Source organism: Dermacoccus sp. BD5 (assembly GCF_044878485.1).
Classification (GTDB): Bacteria; Actinomycetota; Actinomycetes; order Actinomycetales; family Dermatophilaceae; genus Dermacoccus; species Dermacoccus nishinomiyaensis.
This window is the reverse complement of sequence record NZ_JANJER010000022.1, coordinates 15,163-31,874: the sequence shown is the minus strand read 5'-3', so window position 1 is coordinate 31,874 and position 16,712 is coordinate 15,163. Positions and strand designations below refer to the sequence as shown.

The following is a 16,712-nucleotide window of genomic DNA, read 5'->3' as shown; positions in this document are numbered from 1 at the left end:
GCGCGGCCCGGGCGGGCGGGGGGGGCCCTCCGGCGCGGTTGGGCGCGCCGCGCGGCCGGGGGGGGGGGGCGCGGCCTCCGCCGCCCCCCCGGGGGGGGCGCCCCCCGCCCCCCCCGCCGCGGGGGGCCGCGTCGAGAACGCCCTGCGAGCCGCCGGGCGGCACGTCGAGGGCGTCGACTACGCCCAGGGCGCGGCCTCAGGAACGGCGCGTCTGGTGCTCGCCGTCACGGAGGCCGACCGCGCAGCGCTCGAGAGCGAGCTCGCGAGTCTGACGGGCGGTTCGGCCGACCTCGACGAGTGTGGGCAGCGCTGGGTCGCACTCGCCGACCAGCCTGGGTGAGGCGTCAGCCGGCCGGACCTGCGCGCGTCGTCGGGGCGCACCGGCCGCAACCCACCAGCGACACCACACCTGCCCCGGTACTTCTGTCGCGCCACGGCGCGTCTCCCGCGCCCTGAGACGGGGTTGGCGCGTGGGCGTGCGAACCCCCAGAGTGGCTCCATGAGTGAACCGAAGACTTTGACCCCCGACGAAACATACGCACTCGACCGGGCCCACGTCTTCCATTCGTGGTCGGCGCAGGCCGCGCTGAAGCCGATGGTCGTGACGAAGACGTCCGGCTCCCGCCTGTGGGACGGCGACGGCAACGAGTACCTCGACTTCACCGGTCAGCTCGTCTACACGAACGTCGGCCACCAGCACCCGCGCGTCGTCGAGGCGATCAAGACGCAGGCCGAGACGCTGTGCACGATCGGGCCGAGCAACGCCAACGACCAGCGCTCGCAGCTGGCGAAGATGATCAGCGACTTGCTGCCCGACACGCTCAACAAGGTGTTCTTCACCAACGGTGGTACCGAGGCGAACGAGCATGCCGTCCGCATGGCTCGCGAGGTGACGGGCCGTCGCAAGCTGCTCGCCGCCTACCGCAGCTACCACGGCGCGACGGCGCAGTCGATCCACCTCACCGGTGAGGCGCGCCGCTTCGCCAACGACAAGGGCGCGAGCGAGGTCGTCCACTTCTTCGGTCCGTTCCTCTACCGCAGCGAGTTCTGGGCGACGAGCGAGGACGAGGAGTGCGAGCGTGCGCTGACGCACCTCGAGCACACCATCACCTCCGAGGGCTCAGACGCGTTCGCCGCTCTCATCCTCGAGCCCGTCATCGGTTCGGCCGGCATCATCCCGCCGCCGCCGGGCTACCTCGAGGGCGTGCGCCAGATCTGCACGAAGTACGGCATCATCTTCATCGCCGACGAGGTCATGGCCGGCTTCGGCCGCACCGGTGCCTGGTTCGCGCACCAGCACGCGAATGTCGTGCCCGACCTCATCACGTTCGCCAAGGGCGTCAACTCGGGGTACGTGCCGCTCGGCGGCGTCGTGCTGAGCGACGAGATCGCCCACCACTTCGACGAGCGTGCCTACCCCGGCGGCCTCACCTACTCCGGCCACCCGCTCGCGTGCGCCGCAGGCGTCGCGACGATCGCGGCGATGCAGGACGAGGGCATCGTCGAGAACGCCGCCCGCATCGGTTCCGACGTGCTCGGCCCCGGTCTGCAGGCGCTCGCCGAGAAGCACGACGCGGTCGGCCAGGCGCGTGGCGTCGGGGTGTTCTGGGCGCTCGAACTCGTCAAGGACGCCGCGCGCACGCCCGACGTCGAGCGCGCCGCCGCCGTCGCGGCCGCGAGCAAGAAGAACGGCCTGCTCGTCATCGCCGCCGCGAACCGGCTGCACGTCGTGCCGCCGTGCAACGTCAGCGACGACGACGTCCGTGCGGCCCTGACGATCCTCGACGAAGCGCTCTCCGCGAGCTGACGACGACGCGCCGTCGGTGGGCGATCGACCGGGTGCGACGCTGTCGAACGAGGCAGCGTCGCACCCGGTGCAACGTCGGGGGTGCCACGGCGCGGAACGCGCCTCGAACCGGAAGGCATGCAGAACACGAAAAAGCCCCCGAGACGAATCTCGGGGGCTTTCTCGGTGGAGCGTGGCCAGAGACGGGGTCGAACCGCCGACCTAGCGATTTTCAGTCGCTCGCTCTACCAACTGAGCTATCTGGCCCTTGGGAAAGGGATGGCGACCCCGACGGGACTCGAACCCGCGACCTCCGCCGTGACAAGGCGGCGCGCTAACCAACTGCGCTACGGGGCCTCGTGAAAGGCCGATCTGTGCGTGGTATCCCCAACGGGATTCGAACCCGTGCCGCTGCCGTGAAAGGGCAGTGTCCTAGGCCGCTAGACGATGGGGACTACACAAATCATTCCCGCGAGCCGCTCACCTTCCGGTGTTTGCCCCGCTGGAACTTGCGTAACTTTAGTACACGTTCGCCGGGCAACGCAAAACGCCCGGAATAGCGGGGATTCCGGCGGCATGGCGTGCGGCGCGCTGCCGGGCCCGGACGGCGTCGAGGCGCTTCTCAGGCGATCTCCTTGCGCGCGAACGCACGCACCCGCTCGACGTCCCACGTCGTGATGACGCGCTCGAGCGGCACCCCGAGCTCCTCGATGCGCGCGGCGCCGTACTGGAGGAAGTCGAGCTGGCCGGGCGCGTGCGCGTCGGAGTCGAGGGAGAAGTAGCAGCCGGCGTCGATCGCCTCGCGGATGAGATGGTCGGGCGGGTCGCAGCGTTCGGGGCGCGCATTGATCTCGACGGCGACGCGGTGCTCGGCGCATGCAGCGAACACGGCCTTGGAATCGAACGTCGACGGTGGGCGGACGCCGCGTTCGCCGTCGACGAGGCGGCCGGTGCAGTGCCCGAGAATCGTCGTGTGGGGGTTCTCGATGGCGCCGAGCATGCGTTTCGTCATGGCGGCCGGGCCCGAACGCAGCTTGGAGTGAACCGACGCGACCCGCACGTCGAGGCGGTCGAGCATGTCGGCGCGCTGGTCGAGGGAGCCGTCCTCCTTGATGTCGACCTCGATGCCCTTGAGCAGGACGAACGGGGTGCCCGTCGCCCCGAGGGCCGAGTTCATCGCGTCGATGACGCCGAGCTGCTTCGTCAGCCGCTCGGCACTCAGCCCGTTGGCGACGCGCAGCGAGGGGGAGTGGTCGGTCTGCACGATGTACTCGCGCCCGAGGGAGATCGCTGCCATGACCATCTCGTCGATCGGTGAGCCGCCGTCGCTCCAGTGCGAGTGGGTGTGGCAGTCGCCCTTGACGGCGGCCATGACGCGCTGCGCGCCCTCGACGAGGTACTCGGGGCTCGATTCCTCCAGCTGGTCGAGGTAGCTCGGGACGCGGCCGTCGAGTGCCTCGGTGATGACGGCGAGCGTCGTCTTGCCGATGCCGGAAACGTCCGCGAGGGAGCCGTCGGCGGCCTGCGCGCGCAACGTCTCCTCGTCGAGCGCGGCAATCGCGCGCGAGGCGCCACGGAACGCCTTGACGCGGTATGTACCCGCGCGGCGACGTTCGAGCAGGAAGGCGATGCGGTCGAGCGCTTCGCGAGGCGTGGGAGCACCGGTCATGTGGTCACTGTACGAACATCGCCCGGACTTGCCCAGGGCCTCCGCCTTGCCCAAGGACCCTGATTTGCCCATAGCTTAGGTGAGCCTTAGTTTGGGGTTGGCTCGACTGCGTCGCCTCGGTGTCGTTCCTTCGTGGGTGCCACTGGAAATGGCCGATCAGGATCGCGGCGAGGTGCCACTGCGGCGCCGAGGAGCCCCGACGAGACGAGGACATCGTGACGAACGCCGAAGAAGCGCCGGCCCGCCCGCGTCGAACGCCCACCCACGTGAGAGTCGAGCGGACCGAGCGGCTGACCCGCGACCTCGTGCGCGTCCACTTCAGCGGGGACGGGCTGCGCGCCCTCGAGCCGAAACCGTTGACGGACGCCTACGTCAAGCTCCTCTTCCCGCCGCGCGGGGCCGACTACGCAGCGCCGTTCGACCCCGAACAGATCCGCGCCGAGCGCCCTCGTGAGGAGTGGCCGGTGACGCGCACCTACACGATCCGGGCGATCGACCACGCGGCCGGAACTTTGGCGATCGACTTCGTCGTGCACGGTGACACCGGCCTCGCAGGGCCGTGGGCGACTGCGGCGCGAGCGGGCGACGTCATCGGCTTCCTCGGCCCCGGCGGCGCGTGGGCGCCCGAGTCGGAGGCCGCTCATCACCTCTTCGTCGGCGACGAATCGGCCTACCCCGCGATCGCCGCGGCGCTCGACGCGCTGCCGCAGGACGCCGCGTGCACCGTCGTGCTCGAGGTGGCCGACGCGAGCGTGCACCCTCCGGTGCGCGCACTGCCGCACATGAACCTCGTCTGGGTGCACCGGGACGAGACGCGCAGCCACGGCGGCGGGCTCGTCGACGTCGTCGCCGCAGCCGACGTGCCGGGCCTGCGCGACGGTGATGCCCCCGACGGGCTGCGCGTGTTCGTGCACGGCAACGCGGAGATGATCAAGGAGATGCGCCGGTTGCTCATCGTCGAGAAGAGCGTCGCTCGCGCGCACGCGTCGATCTCCGGATACTGGCGCCCCGGCCACGACGAGGACGCGTGGCAGTCGAGCAAGCGCGAGTTCGTGCAGCAGATGGAGCAGGAACAAGACCGCGCCTGACCCCCGTGCCTCGCCCCCTGCACCCATCGGCGATTCTCGTCCCCAACGGCGAACGGCGTCCCCATCGGCGATTTTCGTCCACATTCTTCGAGGCCGCACTGATGGCCGGGCGCTCGGCCCCGCATCACTGATCGCCTCGGCGCGATCGACGCCGAGGTCCGCGACGACAACGACGCGGCGCGGTCGCGGCGAAACGCGAGACAATGCCGCGGTGAAGTCCTGGATGCTCCTGCTGCTCGTCGTCGCTGCTGCGGCCCTCGTCCTGCTGACGCGTCGTTCGGTGCGGACGTCCGTCGTCACGTGGATGGCGACGCGGCTCGGCCCCGACGCGCGCAGCGGCCGACGGGCCGCGCTGCTGTGGCACGGCTCGGCGTTCCTCGCCGCCGTCGCAACACTGACGGGCGCCTGGTTCGGTGTGCGTGCCGGGGGAGCGGCGCGCTGGGTCGGGGATGCGGCGGCGATCGCGGTCGTCCTCGGCTACCTGCCGTTCACGTCGCTGGGCGCGCCGAAGATGACGCGGTGGCAGAAGAGCTTCGGGCAGCACCTCGCCGAAGCGGGTGCCGCCCGAAGTGCCGCGACGGCCTGTGCCGACGTCGCGCGTGTGTTCTCAGTGGTCGGTGTGCTCGTCGCTCTCGCCGCGCTCGTCGTCGTCTCCGGCCGAGGGGCGTGAGGTGTTCGCGGACTCGATCTGACCGGCCGGCGCAGACGACTTCTGCTTCGTGCCGAGCGGGTCGCTGAGCGTCGACTCGAGCGTCTCCCTCGGCAGCGCCTTCTCCTGCAGACGGGCCGTGGACGCCTGGATCTGCTTCGTCACGTACGGCCCGACGAGGCTGATCGCCGCAGCTCCGACAGCCATCCACAGACGCGGGTGGCGCACGCCGCGCTTGAGCAGCATCTTCTCGACGTTCTTGTCTATGCGCAGCGCGAGCCCGGACGTCACGAGGCCCATGCCGGCCGTCGCGGCGGCGGCCAGGTCGCTCATCGACGACGATGTGGCGCGCCCGTCGACGACGTTGATCGCCTTGTTCGAGTCGGCCAGGCGGGAACTCGCGGGACGGCGCTCGCCCGCCATCGCCATGCCGACGCTCGTCAGCGTCGACGACATCGCGACGCCGCGTCGCACCCAGCGCGGGAAGCGCGCGGGACGCACCAGCGTCGTGGCGGCCGCCGTCGCGGCGGAGATGGCGGCCTGCGCGGCCGGGGAGTCGAGAGCGGGAAGCGTGAAACGAGGCATGACATCAGCCTAGCGAGAGGCGCTGACGCGGCACCACCACGTCGGCGACGTCGGCTGGTCACACCTGCGCAGCGCGCGCTTGCGCGCGCCGCAACAAACCGCGCGCCGCGACGGCGAGGCCGAGGGCGACGCTTGTCGCAGTCAGCGTGACGGCGAACGCGGCCGTCGCGCCGTGGGCGTCGACGAGGCGTCCGGCGATGCCCGCTCCGCTGGCGTAGCCGAGGCCTGTCGCGCCGGCGAGGAACGTCATGGCCGTCGCGAGGCGCCCGCGATCGGTGATGAGTTCGCCGAGCGTGAACGTCGTGATCATGTACGGCGCGATCGCGAAGCCGAGGATGACGAGCTCACCTGCGAGCCCCCACAGCCCGTCGACGGCGAGCAACGGCAGCGACAGCACCCACATGGCCGTCGCGAAGAGGAGCAGCCGGCGCGCGTGATCCGGGGTGCGGCGCACGCGGCCCAACGCGAGGCCGGCGCTGACGGAACCGATGCCGAGCAGCGCGTGGAACAACCCGGCGCTCTCGGCGTGGCCGGCGGCGCGCGTCATCATCGTCGTACCGGTCTGGATCGAGCCGAACAGGTTGCCGATGAGGAACTGCGCGACGAACAGGACGGTGAACGCGGCGCTCCACACCGGTATGCGCGACGAGCCCGTCGGGGCCGGCGACACCAGGGACGCGCTGGGGTGACGTGCAAACTGCAGACCGAACCACAGCAGCAGCGCCGCGGCGGCGAGCAGCGGCGCCCACGTTCCGAACAAGGCCGCGAACGCGCCGACGAGCATCGGGCCGACGACGAACGACGCCTCGTCCGCGGCTCCCTCGTAGGAGAATGCGGTCGTGACGAGCCGCCCATCAGCGCCGTGCGATCCGATGATGGGACGCCAGCGCACGCGGGCGAGCTGACCGATCTGCGGCAGCGCGAACCCGGCGAGCGCCGCGACGACGGCCGTCAGCCACCAAGGGGCGTCGAAGTAGCGGGTGGCGACGACACCGACGAGGCCCGCCGCGCCGCCGAGGCACTGCACGAGAAGGATGCGCGTCTGGCCGAGCCGGTCGGTGAGGGAACCGAACCAGGGCGAACCGATGGCGTTGCACACCGCCAGCGCTCCCGCGCAGATGCCGGCGTGGGTGTAGGAGTCGGTCGTCGTCGCGACGAGCAGCAGCGTGCCGAGTTGCGACATAGCCAGTGGCAGGCGCGCGATGAACGCGACGACGACGTACCAACGGCCCGTGAGCCCGAACAACCCTGAATACCCGACGTGACTCACCCGCCCATGCTACCGGCGCCGTGAGGGCGCCGAAACCGCCGACAACCGCTACCTGGCGGGGTTGTCGGTCCTGGCGCACCTAGGCTGAGCAGGTGCTCGTCTCACTCGTGCGTCAGGCGCTGGCGCCCCATCGTCGGTTGCTGCTCGGGCTCGTCGCCGCGCAACTCGTCAGCGTCGCCGCGTCGCTGTATCTGCCGAACCTCAACGCCGACATCGTCGACCACGGCGTCGTACGAGCCGACACCGGTTACATCTGGCGCACCGGCGGCTGGATGCTGCTCGTCAGCCTCGTCCAGGTGTGCGCCGCGATCTGCGCGGCCTGGTTCTCGGCCCGCATCGCGATGAACGCCGGACGCGACATGCGGGCCCGCGTCTTCGGCGCCGTCCAGCGCTTCAGCTCGCGCGAGGTCGCCGAGTTCGGCGCGCCGTCGCTCATCACGCGCTCGACGAACGACGTGCAGCAGGTGCAGATGCTCGTTCTCATGGGCGCCAACCTCATGGTGACGGCGCCGATCATGATGGTGGGCGGCGTCATGATGGCGCTGCACCAGGACGTCGGGTTGTCGTGGCTCATGGTCGTCGCCGTGCCGGTGCTGGCCGTCGCGATCGGTCTCATCGTCTCGCGCATGGTGCCCGGGTTCCGCACGGTTCAGAAGCGGCTCGACGGCGTCAACCGGGTCATGCGCGAGCACCTGTCGGGCATCCGCGTCGTGCGTGCGTTCGTCCGGGAACCGCACGAGTTGCAGCGTTTCGGCGCCGCCAACTCGGCGCTCGCGAACGCGCAGATCCGCGTCGGCAACCTCATGGCCTTCATGTTTCCGACGGTGTTCCTCGTCATGAACCTCTCGACGGTCGCCGTCTGGTGGTTCGGCGGCCACCGCGTCGGTGACGGCGACCTGCAGATCGGCGCGCTGTCGGCGTACATGAGCTATCTCATGCAGATCCTCATGGCCATCATGATGGCCACGTTCATGCTCGTCATGATTCCGCGTGCCGCAGTGGCTGCCGAGCGCATCACGGCGGTACTGGACACGTGCTCGAGCGTGGTCGAGCCTGCGTCACCGATCCTGCCCGACGGTGGGGTGCGCGGCGTCGTCGAACTCGAGCACGCCGAGATGCGCTATCCGGGCGCCGACGAACCTGTCGTGCGCGACCTGTCGTTCACCGCCCGCCCCGGCCAACGCGTCGCGCTCATCGGCTCGACCGGTTCGGGCAAGTCGACGGTGCTCGGCCTCGTCGCGCGACTGTTCGACGTGTCGGCCGGCGCGGTGCGCATCGACGGCGTCGACGTGCGCGAACTCGACCCGCAGGCGCTGTGGGGCAGCATCGGCCTCGTCCCGCAGCACGCCTATCTGTTCTCCGGCACCGTCGCGTCGAACCTTCGCTACGGCAAACCCGACGCCACCGACGACGAGCTGTGGTCCGTGCTCGAGACGGCACAGGCGCGTGACTTCGTCGAGAGAATGGACGGCGGCCTCGACGCCGTCATCGAGCAGGGCGGTAGCAACGTCTCCGGTGGCCAACGGCAGCGATTGTGCATCGCTCGGGCGCTCGTCGCGAAGCCCCGCATCTACCTGTTCGACGACTCGTTCAGCGCACTCGACCTCGCGACCGACAGGCGGCTGCGTGCCGCGCTCGCGCCGCAGGTGAAGGACGCGACGGTGCTCATCGTCGCCCAGCGCGTCTCGACGATCACCGACGCCGACCTCATCATCGTCCTCGAGGACGGCGCGGCCGTCGGCATGGGCACGCACGAGGAACTGCTCGCCACGTGCGCGCCGTACCGCGAGGTGGTCGATTCGCAGCTCGGACGTCAGGAGGGAGCGGCGTGAGCCGCCGTCAGCCGTCGGGGCCCGCCGCATCGGCCGCATCGCCCGGCTCGGGCACTCGCCCGCCGGGCCCGCCGGCCGGAGGGCCGCGTCGCGGGGGTCATGGCGCGGCGATGGCGCCCGCGGAGAAGTCGCTGAACTTCGGCGCATCCGCGCGCCGCCTCATCGGGCTGCTGAAACCGCATCGGCTGCGCGTCATCGCGGTACTGGCGCTCAGCGTCACCGCCGTGGTCATGAACGTCGTCGCGCCGAAGGTGCTCGGCAAGGCCGTCGACGCAGTGTTCGCGGGCTCGGTGAGCATGCATCTGCCCCTGGGCTCGACGAAGGCACAGGCCGTGGCGGCGCTGCGCGCGTCGGGGCAGTCGAAGATGGCCGACATGGTCGCGGCGATGGACCTCGTGCCGGGCTCGGGCATCGACTTCGACCGTGTCGCGACGATCCTGCTCACCGTCGTCGCGCTCTACGTCGTCGCATCGCTGCTGCAGGTCGTGCAGGCGCGTCTGCTCAACACCGTCGTGCAACGGACGGTGGAGAAACTGCGCGCCGACGTCGACGCCAAGCTGCAGCGGGTGCCGCTGGCCTATGTCGACTCGCGCCCGCGCGGCGAGCTGCTCTCGCGCGTGACGAACGACATCGACAACGTCGGGCAGTCGATGCAGCAGTCGGCGGGTCAGCTGCTCGTGTCGATCTGCACGGTGCTCGGCGTCGTCGTCATGATGCTGACGGTCTCGTGGCAGCTGACGATCGTCGCACTGCTGACCATTCCCCTCGTCATGCTCGTCGCCGGGCAGATCATGAAGCGTTCGCAGGGGCAGTACGTGGCCCAGTGGGCGCACACGGGCACGCTCAACGGGCAGATCGAGGAGGCGTTCACGGCGCACGAGCTCGTCAAGGTCTTCGGGCGCGGGCCGCAGGTGGAGGCGGCGTTCGCGTCGACGAACGCCTCCTTGACGGAGGTCTCGCGCCGCGCGCAGTTCCTGTCGGGGCTGATGATGCCGATCATGATGTTCGTCGGCAACCTGCAGTACGTCGCGATCTGCGTCATCGGCGGCGTGCGCGTCGCGTCGGGGCAGATGACGCTCGGTGACGTCACCGTGTTCATCCAGTACTCGCGCCAGTTCACGCAGCCCGTCACGCAGATCGCGTCGATGATCAACCTGCTGCAGTCCGGCGTCGCGAGCGCCGAGCGCGTGTTCGAGGTGCTCGACGCGCCGGAGGAGTCGCGCGACGCCCGCGGGCGCGGTGCCGGCGAGAACGCGCACCTGCCGACGCCGCTGCGCGGAGAGGTCGTCTTCGATGACGTGCGCTTCGGTTACCACCCTGACGCGCCGCTCATCACGGGCCTCGACCTGCGGATCGAGCCCGGCCAGACGGTCGCCATCGTCGGGCCGACGGGTGCGGGCAAGACGACGCTCGTCAACCTCGTCATGCGCTTCTACGACGTCGATGCGGGTCGCATCCTCGTCGACGGGGTCGACGTGCGTGACGTGCCACGCGAGGAGTTGCGCTCCCACTTCGGGATGGTGCTGCAGGACAGTTGGCTGTTCCGGGGCACGATCGCCGACAACCTGCGCTACGGGCGGCTCGACGCGAGCGACGACGAACTGCTCGAAGCCGCTCGCGCGACGTTCGTCGACCGGTTCGTGCACTCACTGCCCGACGGCTATGACACGATCATCGACGACGAGGGCGGCTCCATCTCGACGGGTGAGCGTCAGCTCATCACCATCGCGCGCGCCTTCCTCGCGCGGCCCGACATCCTCATCCTCGACGAGGCGACGTCATCGGTCGATACGCGCACGGAGGCGACGCTCCAGCAGGCAATGGCGGCGCTGCGTCAGGATCGCACGAGCTTCGTCATCGCCCACCGACTGTCGACGATCCGTGACGCCGACATCATTCTCGTCATGGAGAACGGCGACATCGTCGAACAGGGCTCGCACGACGATCTGCTCGCCGCGCGCGGCGCCTACTGGCGGTTGTACGAGGCACAGTTCGCCGGGGCGGCGCAGACCGACACGGACGAGGGGAAGGCAGCGGACGTGCGACCGGCCTGACGGGAGCCGGATGATTCCGGCGTCGTCGTCCGCATGCTTCGGCCGGGAAGACCGCCCCGACGTTCTCGAGGGCCGGGGCGGTCGACGGCATCTCAGCCCCGGGCGTGCTCCCACGCGCCGCGCGTGTACTGCGCCGGATACGGCGTCTCGCGCCACGTCAGACCCAGTTCGGCGGCGGCGCGCAACGGCCAGTACGGCTCGCGCAGGCCTGCTCGTCCGATGAGGACGACGTCGGCGTCGCCCTCGGTGAGGATCGCCTCGGCCTGCGCGGGCTCCGTGATGAGTCCCACGGCTCCGGTCGCAATATCGGCCCCGCGCCGGATCTCGGACGCGAAACGCACCTGGTAGTTGGGCCCGACGGGGATGTCGGCGGGCACGTTGCCGCCGGTGCTCGTGTCGACGAGGTCGACGCCGACGGACTTCAGCTCGCGAGCGAGGCGGACGGTCTCGTCGATGTTCCAGCCCGTCTCGGCCCAATCGGTGGCCGAGACCCGCACGAAGAGCGGCTTCGCCTCCGGCCAGGCCGCGCGCACCTCGGTCGCGATGCGCAGCAGCAGACGGGCGCGGTTCTCGAAGGAGCCGCCGTACTCGTCGTCACGGAGGTTGGAGGCAGGGGAGAGGAACTCGTGCAGCAGGTAGCCGTGCGCCGCGTGGAGCTCGACGACGTCGAAACCGGCCTCGTCCGCGCGTCGGGCGGCGTCGACGAAGGCGTCCACGACGTCGTCGATGTCGGCGAGCGTCATGGCGCGGGGCGTTGCGTAACCGTCGAAGGCGACCGCGGACGGGCCGAGAGCCTCCCAACCGCCTGCGTCGACGGGCACGCTGCCGGAGGGCTCACCCGCGAAGGGGCGGTAGGTCGACGCCTTGCGTCCGGCGTGCGCGAGCTGGACTCCGATCTTTGCGCCGTTCGCGTGGACCGCGTCGACGACGCGGCGCCATGCGGCCACCTGGTCGTGGTTCCACAGGCCGGCGTCCTGGGGGCTGATGCGCCCCTCGGGCGCGACGGCGGTGGCCTCTGTCAGCACGAGCCCGAAACCACCGACGGCGCGCGTCGCGTAGTGAACGAAGTGCCACGCGGTCGGGATACCGTCGCACGCCTCGCAGCTGTACTGGCACATCGGCGTGAGCCAGATGCGGTTGCGGAACTCGACGTCGCGCAGGGTGAGGGGTTCGAACAGCTGGGGCATGCGGGGGCCTTTCGTCAGGATCGGGCGCGGCCACGGACCGCGCCTCGTGGGGCCCATGCGACAACGGTGGTTAGGGACGCGATATTTCCTGGGCCCGTTGTTCTGGCCGCGAACCGCTCCGTCAGAACGCCGCCGATGCCTCGCCGCGCTTGACGTCGGCGCGCCATCGCGTGAGGAACGCGGCACCGGCGGCGTCGTTCGTCAGCGCCGGATCGGGCGTGACCTCGACGGGGTAGGTGCGATCGAGCAGGCCGTCGGCGGGGCGAACGTCGCCGTGGCGCACGACGAATCCACGCTCGTGCAGACGATCAGCCATCGCGTAGTCGCTGCGTGAATCGCCGAGGGTGCGCCACTCGCGCGGGGTGATGCCGCGCGCGGCGAGCAGTTCGATCGCCTTGTCGGCACCGACGTTCTTGCCGACCCCGGCGTGCTCGATGTCGGTCGAGATGATCGTCGGATCGATGCGGACGGCGATGTCTTCACTGCCGTTGAGCGCTTCTCGCTCACCCCAGACGACGCCGATCTCCTGCTCGGCGAGGTAATCCCACACCCGCTGATCGAACGCGTGCTGACGTTCGCGGTAGACGTCGAGGTCGATGCCATGGTGCGCCTCGAGGCTCACCATGGCCTTCTTCGTGTCGTCGAAGAACATGGCGTCGTCGAAATCGGGGGCGATACTGCGGCAGTACTCGACGAGCCCCGTCGGAACGCGCAGGGCGTCGTCGACGCGCAGGTCGACGCCCGCGTTGCGCAGGTGCGCGCGCGTCGGGGTGAACCACGTCGCGCCCTTCTCACAGACGGCGATGACGGGCGCGTCGTCGGGTAGTCCGGCGTCGAGCAGGGCGGGCATGACGGTGGCTGCGACGAAGTCGTCGGAGCGACCCGTGTTGAACACGATGGGGACGCCCGCCCGCGCCATCGCGACGAGATCCGTGGCGATCGACGGGATCGCGACGGTGCGCGTCACCGGGCTCGCGATGGGTCCGTCGACGTCGAGGAGGAGGCCGTACAGGGGTTCGCGCAGCTGGCTCGTCATGCTCGAAGTGTCGTCGCGCGCGGGGCCGGTCGCAAGCCGCACCCCCACGCCTCGGTTAAGGATGATTAACTGAAGTCGGCATGGTGTGAGGTGCATCTCACGAAGCGCGATCTGGAGGGTTCATGGACAAGGTGGTGGCCTCGGCCGCGGAAGCGGTCGCCGACATCGGTGACGGTTCGTCGCTCGCCGTCGGAGGGTTCGGGCTGTGCGGCATCCCGAGCGTCCTCATCGCGGCGCTGCACGAGCAGGGCGCGAAGGATCTTGACGTCGTCTCCAACAACTGTGGGGTCGACGACTGGGGTCTCGGCGTGCTGCTGCGCGACGGGCGCCTGCGCACCGTCATCGCGTCGTACGTGGGCGAGAACAAGGAATTCGCGCGCCAGTACCTCGAGGGCGAGCTGGAGGTGCACCTGACGCCGCAGGGCACCCTCGCGGAGAAGTTGCGCGCCGGTGGCGCAGGCATCCCCGCGTTCTACACGGCGACGGGTGTGGGTACGCAGGTCGCCGACGGCGGCATGCCGTGGAAGTACGCGGCCGACGGCTCGGTGGAGAAGGCCTCACCGGCGAAGGAGACGCGCGTTTTCGGTGACGGCGACGACGCGAAGTCGTACGTGCTCGAGGAGGCCATCACGACGGACTTCGCACTCGTGCGTGCGGCGAAGGGTGATCGTCACGGCAACCTGGTGTTCAACCTGTCGGCGCGCAACTTCAACCCGCTGTGTGCGATGGCGGGCCGCGTCGTCGTCGCGGAGGTGGAGCAGCTCGTCGAGCCGGGCGACATCCACCCCGACGACGTCCACCTGCCCGGCATCTACGTGCAGCGAGTCGTGGAATTGACGTCCGAACAGGCTGACGACAAGCGGATCGAGAAGCGCACGACCCGCGAGACGGAGGGTGACTGAGATGGATGGGCGACTGTTCGGGGGGCGTGCGTTCGACCGAGAGTGCGAGAAGCGCACGACCCGCGAGACGGAGGGTGACTGAGATGGATGGGCGACTGTTCGGGGGGCGTGCGTTCGACCGAGAGTGCGAGAAGCGCACGACCCGCGAGACGGAGGGTGACTGACATGGCCTGGACGCGAGAGCAGATGGCGGCGCGTGCTGCGGCGGAGCTGCAGGACGGCGATTACGTCAACCTGGGCATCGGGTTGCCGACGCTCGTGCCGAACTACGTGGCGGACGACGTCGAACTCGTCCTGCAGTCGGAGAACGGGCTGCTGGGGGTGGGCGCGTATCCGAGCGATGGCGCCGTCGATCCCGACCTCATCAATGCGGGTAAGGAGACGGTGACGCTGCGGCGCGGCGCCTCGACGTTCGACTCGGCGATGTCGTTCGGCATGATCCGGGGCGGCAAGGTCGATGCGGCCATCCTCGGTGCCATGCAGGTGTCGGCGGACGGTGACATCGCGAACTGGATGATCCCGGGCAAGATGGTCAAGGGCATGGGTGGCGCGATGGATCTTGTGCATGGCGCGAAGAAGGTCATCGTCCTCATGGAGCACTGCGCGAAGGACGGATCGCCCAAGATCCTGCCCGCGTGCACCCTGCCGATCACGGGGCTCGGTGTCGTCGAGCGCATCATCACCGACCTCGCCGTCATCGACGTGACGCCCGACGGTCTCGTCGTCACCGAACTCGCACCGGACGTGACGTTCGCCGAGCTCGAGTCGAGGACAGGCGTGCCGTTGACGGCGGCGGCATCGGTGGGCTGAGGCAGCCCTTCGGGCGCCGTGGGTGATCGACGGCGATCCGGGCGCGCGGCGTGAGCTCGGGGCGTCGTCGGCGACCGATGACACCCCGAGCTCCAGCGCGGCCTCGGGACGACGCGGCGATCGATGGCGACGCGGGGGATGCCCAGTGTGACCTCGGGCGGCCCCGGGGGTGTTTCATAGTGCGACAACGCAGTAGCGTGGCAGTGAGGAAAGGTGGTGCGTCATGGGGACGTGGAACTACGTGGTGAACGAGAAGTTCACCGAGGAGTACGGCGAGGGTTCGCTCAGCCGGTTCGCGGACATGCTCGGCGACGTCGCCGGGCGAGTGCGGCCGGGCGATCGTGACGGCGCGATGGAACTGCTCGAGGCAGGCTTCGAGCGTCTGGGCATGAACATGCCGAAGCTCACGCGTGACCAGCTCGCCGAGAACCTGACGATGGAGGAGCACAGCACTGTCGTCATCAGCGATGACTCCGGTCGCATCATCGCCGAGCACGCGCTGCCCGGTGCGGTGACCAGCACCGACGAGGAGCGGCGCACGCACGTCGAACCCGAGGACGGCGACCGCCCGGCCTACAGCTGAGCCGCCGCTCGCCCCGTTCGTCGGCACCCGCTCGCAAGGCTCGCCCCGCCCGGTTCGTCGTGGCGCGTCGGGCGGGGCTAGGCTGTCTCGAGCTGCACGGTGGCCGTGAGAGTCGACGATCGCGAGTCGGACGACTCGTCACGATGCTCTTCTGGCGCATCGAGCCCGGTGCAAGGGTCTGGGTGCCTCGAGCCGAGCAGCAAGGGCCTTTAGCTCAATTGGCAGAGCTGCGGACTTTTAATCCGTAGGTTGTGGGTTCGAGCCCCACAGGGCCCACCACTCGTCGGCGCGACGAATGTGGACGATAATCGCCGTTGCGCCAGGTCCCGACGGGCCCGCCCCTTCTGCGATTCCCGTCTACATCTGCGATTTGCGTCCACATTCGGTCCAGCAGGCACTCGGGTCACGACGCAGGTCGCGCCGCTCCACTCCTCGCGGCCCCGCCCATCGACGCACCACTCGTCGGCGGCAGGGGCTTGGCGTACTTGCCCATGGCGTGGGCGATGGCGTCGACGTAGTGTTCCGTCTCCGCGAACGGCGGGACGCCGTGGTACTTCGTCACGTTGCCGAAGCCCGCGTTGTAGCCGGCGAGCGCGAGGCGCATGGGGTTGTCGGCGATGCCTGAACGTTCGGCCCGCTGCTTCAGCTCACGCATCAAACGCCCCTGTGCGGCGATGGCGTCGGCGGGGTCGAACGGGTCGCCCTTGCCGTGGCTGGCCCACGCGTCGGGCGTGAACTGGGCGAGCCCCTTGGCGTTCGCGTGCGAGACGGCCTTCGGGTTCCACTTCGACTCGACCTCGAGCTGCGCAGCGAGCACAGCGCCGGGCACGCCCGATTCGCGCGACGCCGCCGCGACGAGCGGCCCCCAGCCGTTCGGCACCTTCGACTCGTCCAGCGCGCCGAGGGGCGCGTCGAACGACGTGACGGGTCGCGGGTCCGAGCGTGTGGACGTCATGAGCAGCAGCAATCCCGCGCAAAGCGCGACGACGAGGCACGTCACGACGATGCGCCCACGCCGCGTCAGACGGATGGGCGCGGACGATGACGCGGCGCGTCGTGGGGTCATGATCTTCTCGTTCGCTCTCGTCTTGCGCGTCTTGACGTCCGACTCTCGGCCGAACCCCGCTGCTTGCCCGCTGCTGCCACACACGCCGCTAAACGATCAGGGGGCGTAGAACCCTGCCGATGTACGCAGCCCCGCTGCAAGGCCGGGGTAGCGGGCCGCTCCAGTCTGACAGGCTGACGGCGCCCGTCTCGGCTG

15 protein-coding genes and 4 tRNA genes are annotated in these 16,712 nt (G+C 69.8%); 10 read left to right on the top strand and 9 right to left on the bottom strand.

The genetic code is table 11. The features are described 5' to 3' along the window. Positions 1-214 precede the first annotated feature (214 nt). Positions 215-340, top strand: coding sequence for a hypothetical protein (locus tag NQ706_RS12745; protein WP_404361031.1), 126 nt, complete (start codon positions 215-217; stop codon positions 338-340). A 159-nt stretch (positions 341-499) separates the two neighbouring features. Beyond that, entirely contained in the window at positions 500-1,807 is a 1,308-nt protein-coding gene (locus NQ706_RS12740) for an aspartate aminotransferase family protein (protein WP_038569384.1), read from the top strand. A gap of 173 nt (positions 1,808-1,980) precedes the next feature. Here NQ706_RS12740 and NQ706_RS12735 read toward each other — a convergent pair. The 4 genes from NQ706_RS12735 to NQ706_RS12720 all read right to left on the bottom strand — a co-directional run bounded on the left by NQ706_RS12735 (position 1,981) and on the right by NQ706_RS12720 (position 3,455). Continuing rightward, positions 1,981-2,053: transfer RNA gene (locus NQ706_RS12735), tRNA-Phe, on the bottom strand. Between the two features lie 13 nt (positions 2,054-2,066). Continuing rightward, positions 2,067-2,143, bottom strand: a tRNA-Asp gene (locus tag NQ706_RS12730). 22 nt (positions 2,144-2,165) lie between these two features. Next, positions 2,166-2,241, bottom strand: a tRNA-Glu gene (locus NQ706_RS12725). A 167-nt stretch (positions 2,242-2,408) separates the two neighbouring features. Continuing rightward, positions 2,409-3,455, bottom strand: a complete 1,047-nt coding sequence (locus tag NQ706_RS12720; RefSeq protein ID WP_038569382.1) for a PHP domain-containing protein — start codon at positions 3,453-3,455, stop codon at positions 2,409-2,411. 266 nt (positions 3,456-3,721) lie between these two features. Between NQ706_RS12720 and NQ706_RS12715 the strand changes: the two genes are divergently transcribed. Together NQ706_RS12715 and NQ706_RS12710 are read left to right on the top strand one after the other, a co-directional pair. Continuing rightward, the gene (locus NQ706_RS12715) at positions 3,722-4,543 is read left to right on the top strand and encodes a siderophore-interacting protein (protein WP_051806457.1); all 822 of its coding nucleotides are present in this window, start codon (positions 3,722-3,724) and stop codon (positions 4,541-4,543) included. 211 nt (positions 4,544-4,754) lie between these two features. After that, positions 4,755-5,213: a hypothetical protein gene (locus tag NQ706_RS12710; protein ID WP_150112790.1), complete on the top strand. Its 459-nt coding sequence runs from the start codon at positions 4,755-4,757 to the stop codon at positions 5,211-5,213. Here the strand turns inward: NQ706_RS12710 and NQ706_RS12705 are convergent. Next, positions 5,151-5,777, bottom strand: coding sequence for a hypothetical protein (locus NQ706_RS12705; protein WP_038569376.1), 627 nt, complete (start codon positions 5,775-5,777; stop codon positions 5,151-5,153). The two genes, NQ706_RS12710 and NQ706_RS12705, sit on opposite strands and share 63 nt — an antisense overlap. A gap of 58 nt (positions 5,778-5,835) precedes the next feature. Continuing rightward, positions 5,836-7,047 carry an MFS transporter gene (locus NQ706_RS12700; RefSeq protein WP_038569374.1) on the bottom strand — a complete coding sequence of 404 codons (1,212 nt, stop codon included), beginning with the start codon at positions 7,045-7,047 and terminating at the stop codon, positions 5,836-5,838. Between the two features lie 92 nt (positions 7,048-7,139). Here NQ706_RS12700 and NQ706_RS12695 point away from each other — a divergent pair, with 92 nt between their 5' ends. Then, positions 7,140-8,879 carry an ABC transporter ATP-binding protein gene (locus tag NQ706_RS12695; protein ID WP_038569371.1) on the top strand — a complete coding sequence of 580 codons (1,740 nt, stop codon included), beginning with the start codon at positions 7,140-7,142 and terminating at the stop codon, positions 8,877-8,879. 110 nt (positions 8,880-8,989) lie between these two features. Beyond that, positions 8,990-10,933 (top strand): ABC transporter ATP-binding protein, encoded by a 1,944-nt coding sequence (locus tag NQ706_RS12690; RefSeq protein ID WP_167539871.1) that lies wholly within the window; start codon positions 8,990-8,992, stop codon positions 10,931-10,933. Between the two features lie 92 nt (positions 10,934-11,025). Here the strand turns inward: NQ706_RS12690 and NQ706_RS12685 are convergent, their stop codons facing one another. Continuing rightward, on the bottom strand, positions 11,026-12,120 hold the full coding sequence (locus tag NQ706_RS12685; RefSeq protein ID WP_006946816.1) for an NADH:flavin oxidoreductase/NADH oxidase: 1,095 nt from the start codon (positions 12,118-12,120) through the stop codon (positions 11,026-11,028). Between the two features lie 121 nt (positions 12,121-12,241). Then, positions 12,242-13,156, bottom strand: coding sequence for a hypothetical protein (locus tag NQ706_RS12680; protein WP_038569364.1), 915 nt, complete (start codon positions 13,154-13,156; stop codon positions 12,242-12,244). A gap of 122 nt (positions 13,157-13,278) precedes the next feature. On the opposite strand from NQ706_RS12680, the gene NQ706_RS12675 reads away from it, so the two are divergent. The 4 genes from NQ706_RS12675 to NQ706_RS12660 all read left to right on the top strand — a co-directional run bounded on the left by NQ706_RS12675 (position 13,279) and on the right by NQ706_RS12660 (position 15,730). Further along, positions 13,279-14,058, top strand: a complete 780-nt coding sequence (locus tag NQ706_RS12675; protein WP_038569362.1) for a CoA transferase subunit A — start codon at positions 13,279-13,281, stop codon at positions 14,056-14,058. A gap of 165 nt (positions 14,059-14,223) precedes the next feature. After that, complete coding sequence (locus NQ706_RS12670) at positions 14,224-14,868, top strand: CoA transferase subunit B (protein WP_038569361.1); 645 nt, start codon at positions 14,224-14,226, stop codon at positions 14,866-14,868. Positions 14,869-15,091: 223 nt separating this feature from the next. Beyond that, a complete protein-coding gene (locus tag NQ706_RS12665; protein ID WP_038569359.1) occupies positions 15,092-15,451 on the top strand; it encodes a hypothetical protein in 360 nt (119 codons plus the stop codon). 203 nt (positions 15,452-15,654) lie between these two features. After that, positions 15,655-15,730 (top strand) — tRNA-Lys (locus NQ706_RS12660). Positions 15,731-15,854: 124 nt separating this feature from the next. Here NQ706_RS12660 and NQ706_RS12655 read toward each other — a convergent pair. Beyond that, positions 15,855-16,517: a lytic transglycosylase domain-containing protein gene (locus tag NQ706_RS12655; RefSeq protein ID WP_144694196.1), complete on the bottom strand. Its 663-nt coding sequence runs from the start codon at positions 16,515-16,517 to the stop codon at positions 15,855-15,857. Positions 16,518-16,712 lie beyond the last annotated feature (195 nt).

Bases quoted from the DNA above. Each gene is read 5' to 3' on its own strand.
- NQ706_RS12740 (WP_038569384.1), top strand. From the start codon at position 500: ATGAGTGAACCGAAGACTTTGACCCCCGACGAAACATACGCACTCGAC.
- NQ706_RS12720 (WP_038569382.1), bottom strand. From the start codon at position 3,455: ATGACCGGTGCTCCCACGCCTCGCGAAGCGCTCGACCGCATCGCCTTC.
- NQ706_RS12705 (WP_038569376.1), bottom strand. From the start codon at position 5,777: ATGCCTCGTTTCACGCTTCCCGCTCTCGACTCCCCGGCCGCGCAGGCC.
- NQ706_RS12690 (WP_167539871.1), top strand. From the start codon at position 8,990: ATGGCGCCCGCGGAGAAGTCGCTGAACTTCGGCGCATCCGCGCGCCGC.
- NQ706_RS12685 (WP_006946816.1), bottom strand. From the start codon at position 12,120: ATGCCCCAGCTGTTCGAACCCCTCACCCTGCGCGACGTCGAGTTCCGC.
- NQ706_RS12680 (WP_038569364.1), bottom strand. From the start codon at position 13,156: ATGACGAGCCAGCTGCGCGAACCCCTGTACGGCCTCCTCCTCGACGTC.
- NQ706_RS12675 (WP_038569362.1), top strand. From the start codon at position 13,279: ATGGACAAGGTGGTGGCCTCGGCCGCGGAAGCGGTCGCCGACATCGGT.
- NQ706_RS12670 (WP_038569361.1), top strand. From the start codon at position 14,224: ATGGCCTGGACGCGAGAGCAGATGGCGGCGCGTGCTGCGGCGGAGCTG.
- NQ706_RS12665 (WP_038569359.1), top strand. From the start codon at position 15,092: ATGGGGACGTGGAACTACGTGGTGAACGAGAAGTTCACCGAGGAGTAC.
- NQ706_RS12655 (WP_144694196.1), bottom strand. From the start codon at position 16,517: ATGACCCCACGACGCGCCGCGTCATCGTCCGCGCCCATCCGTCTGACG.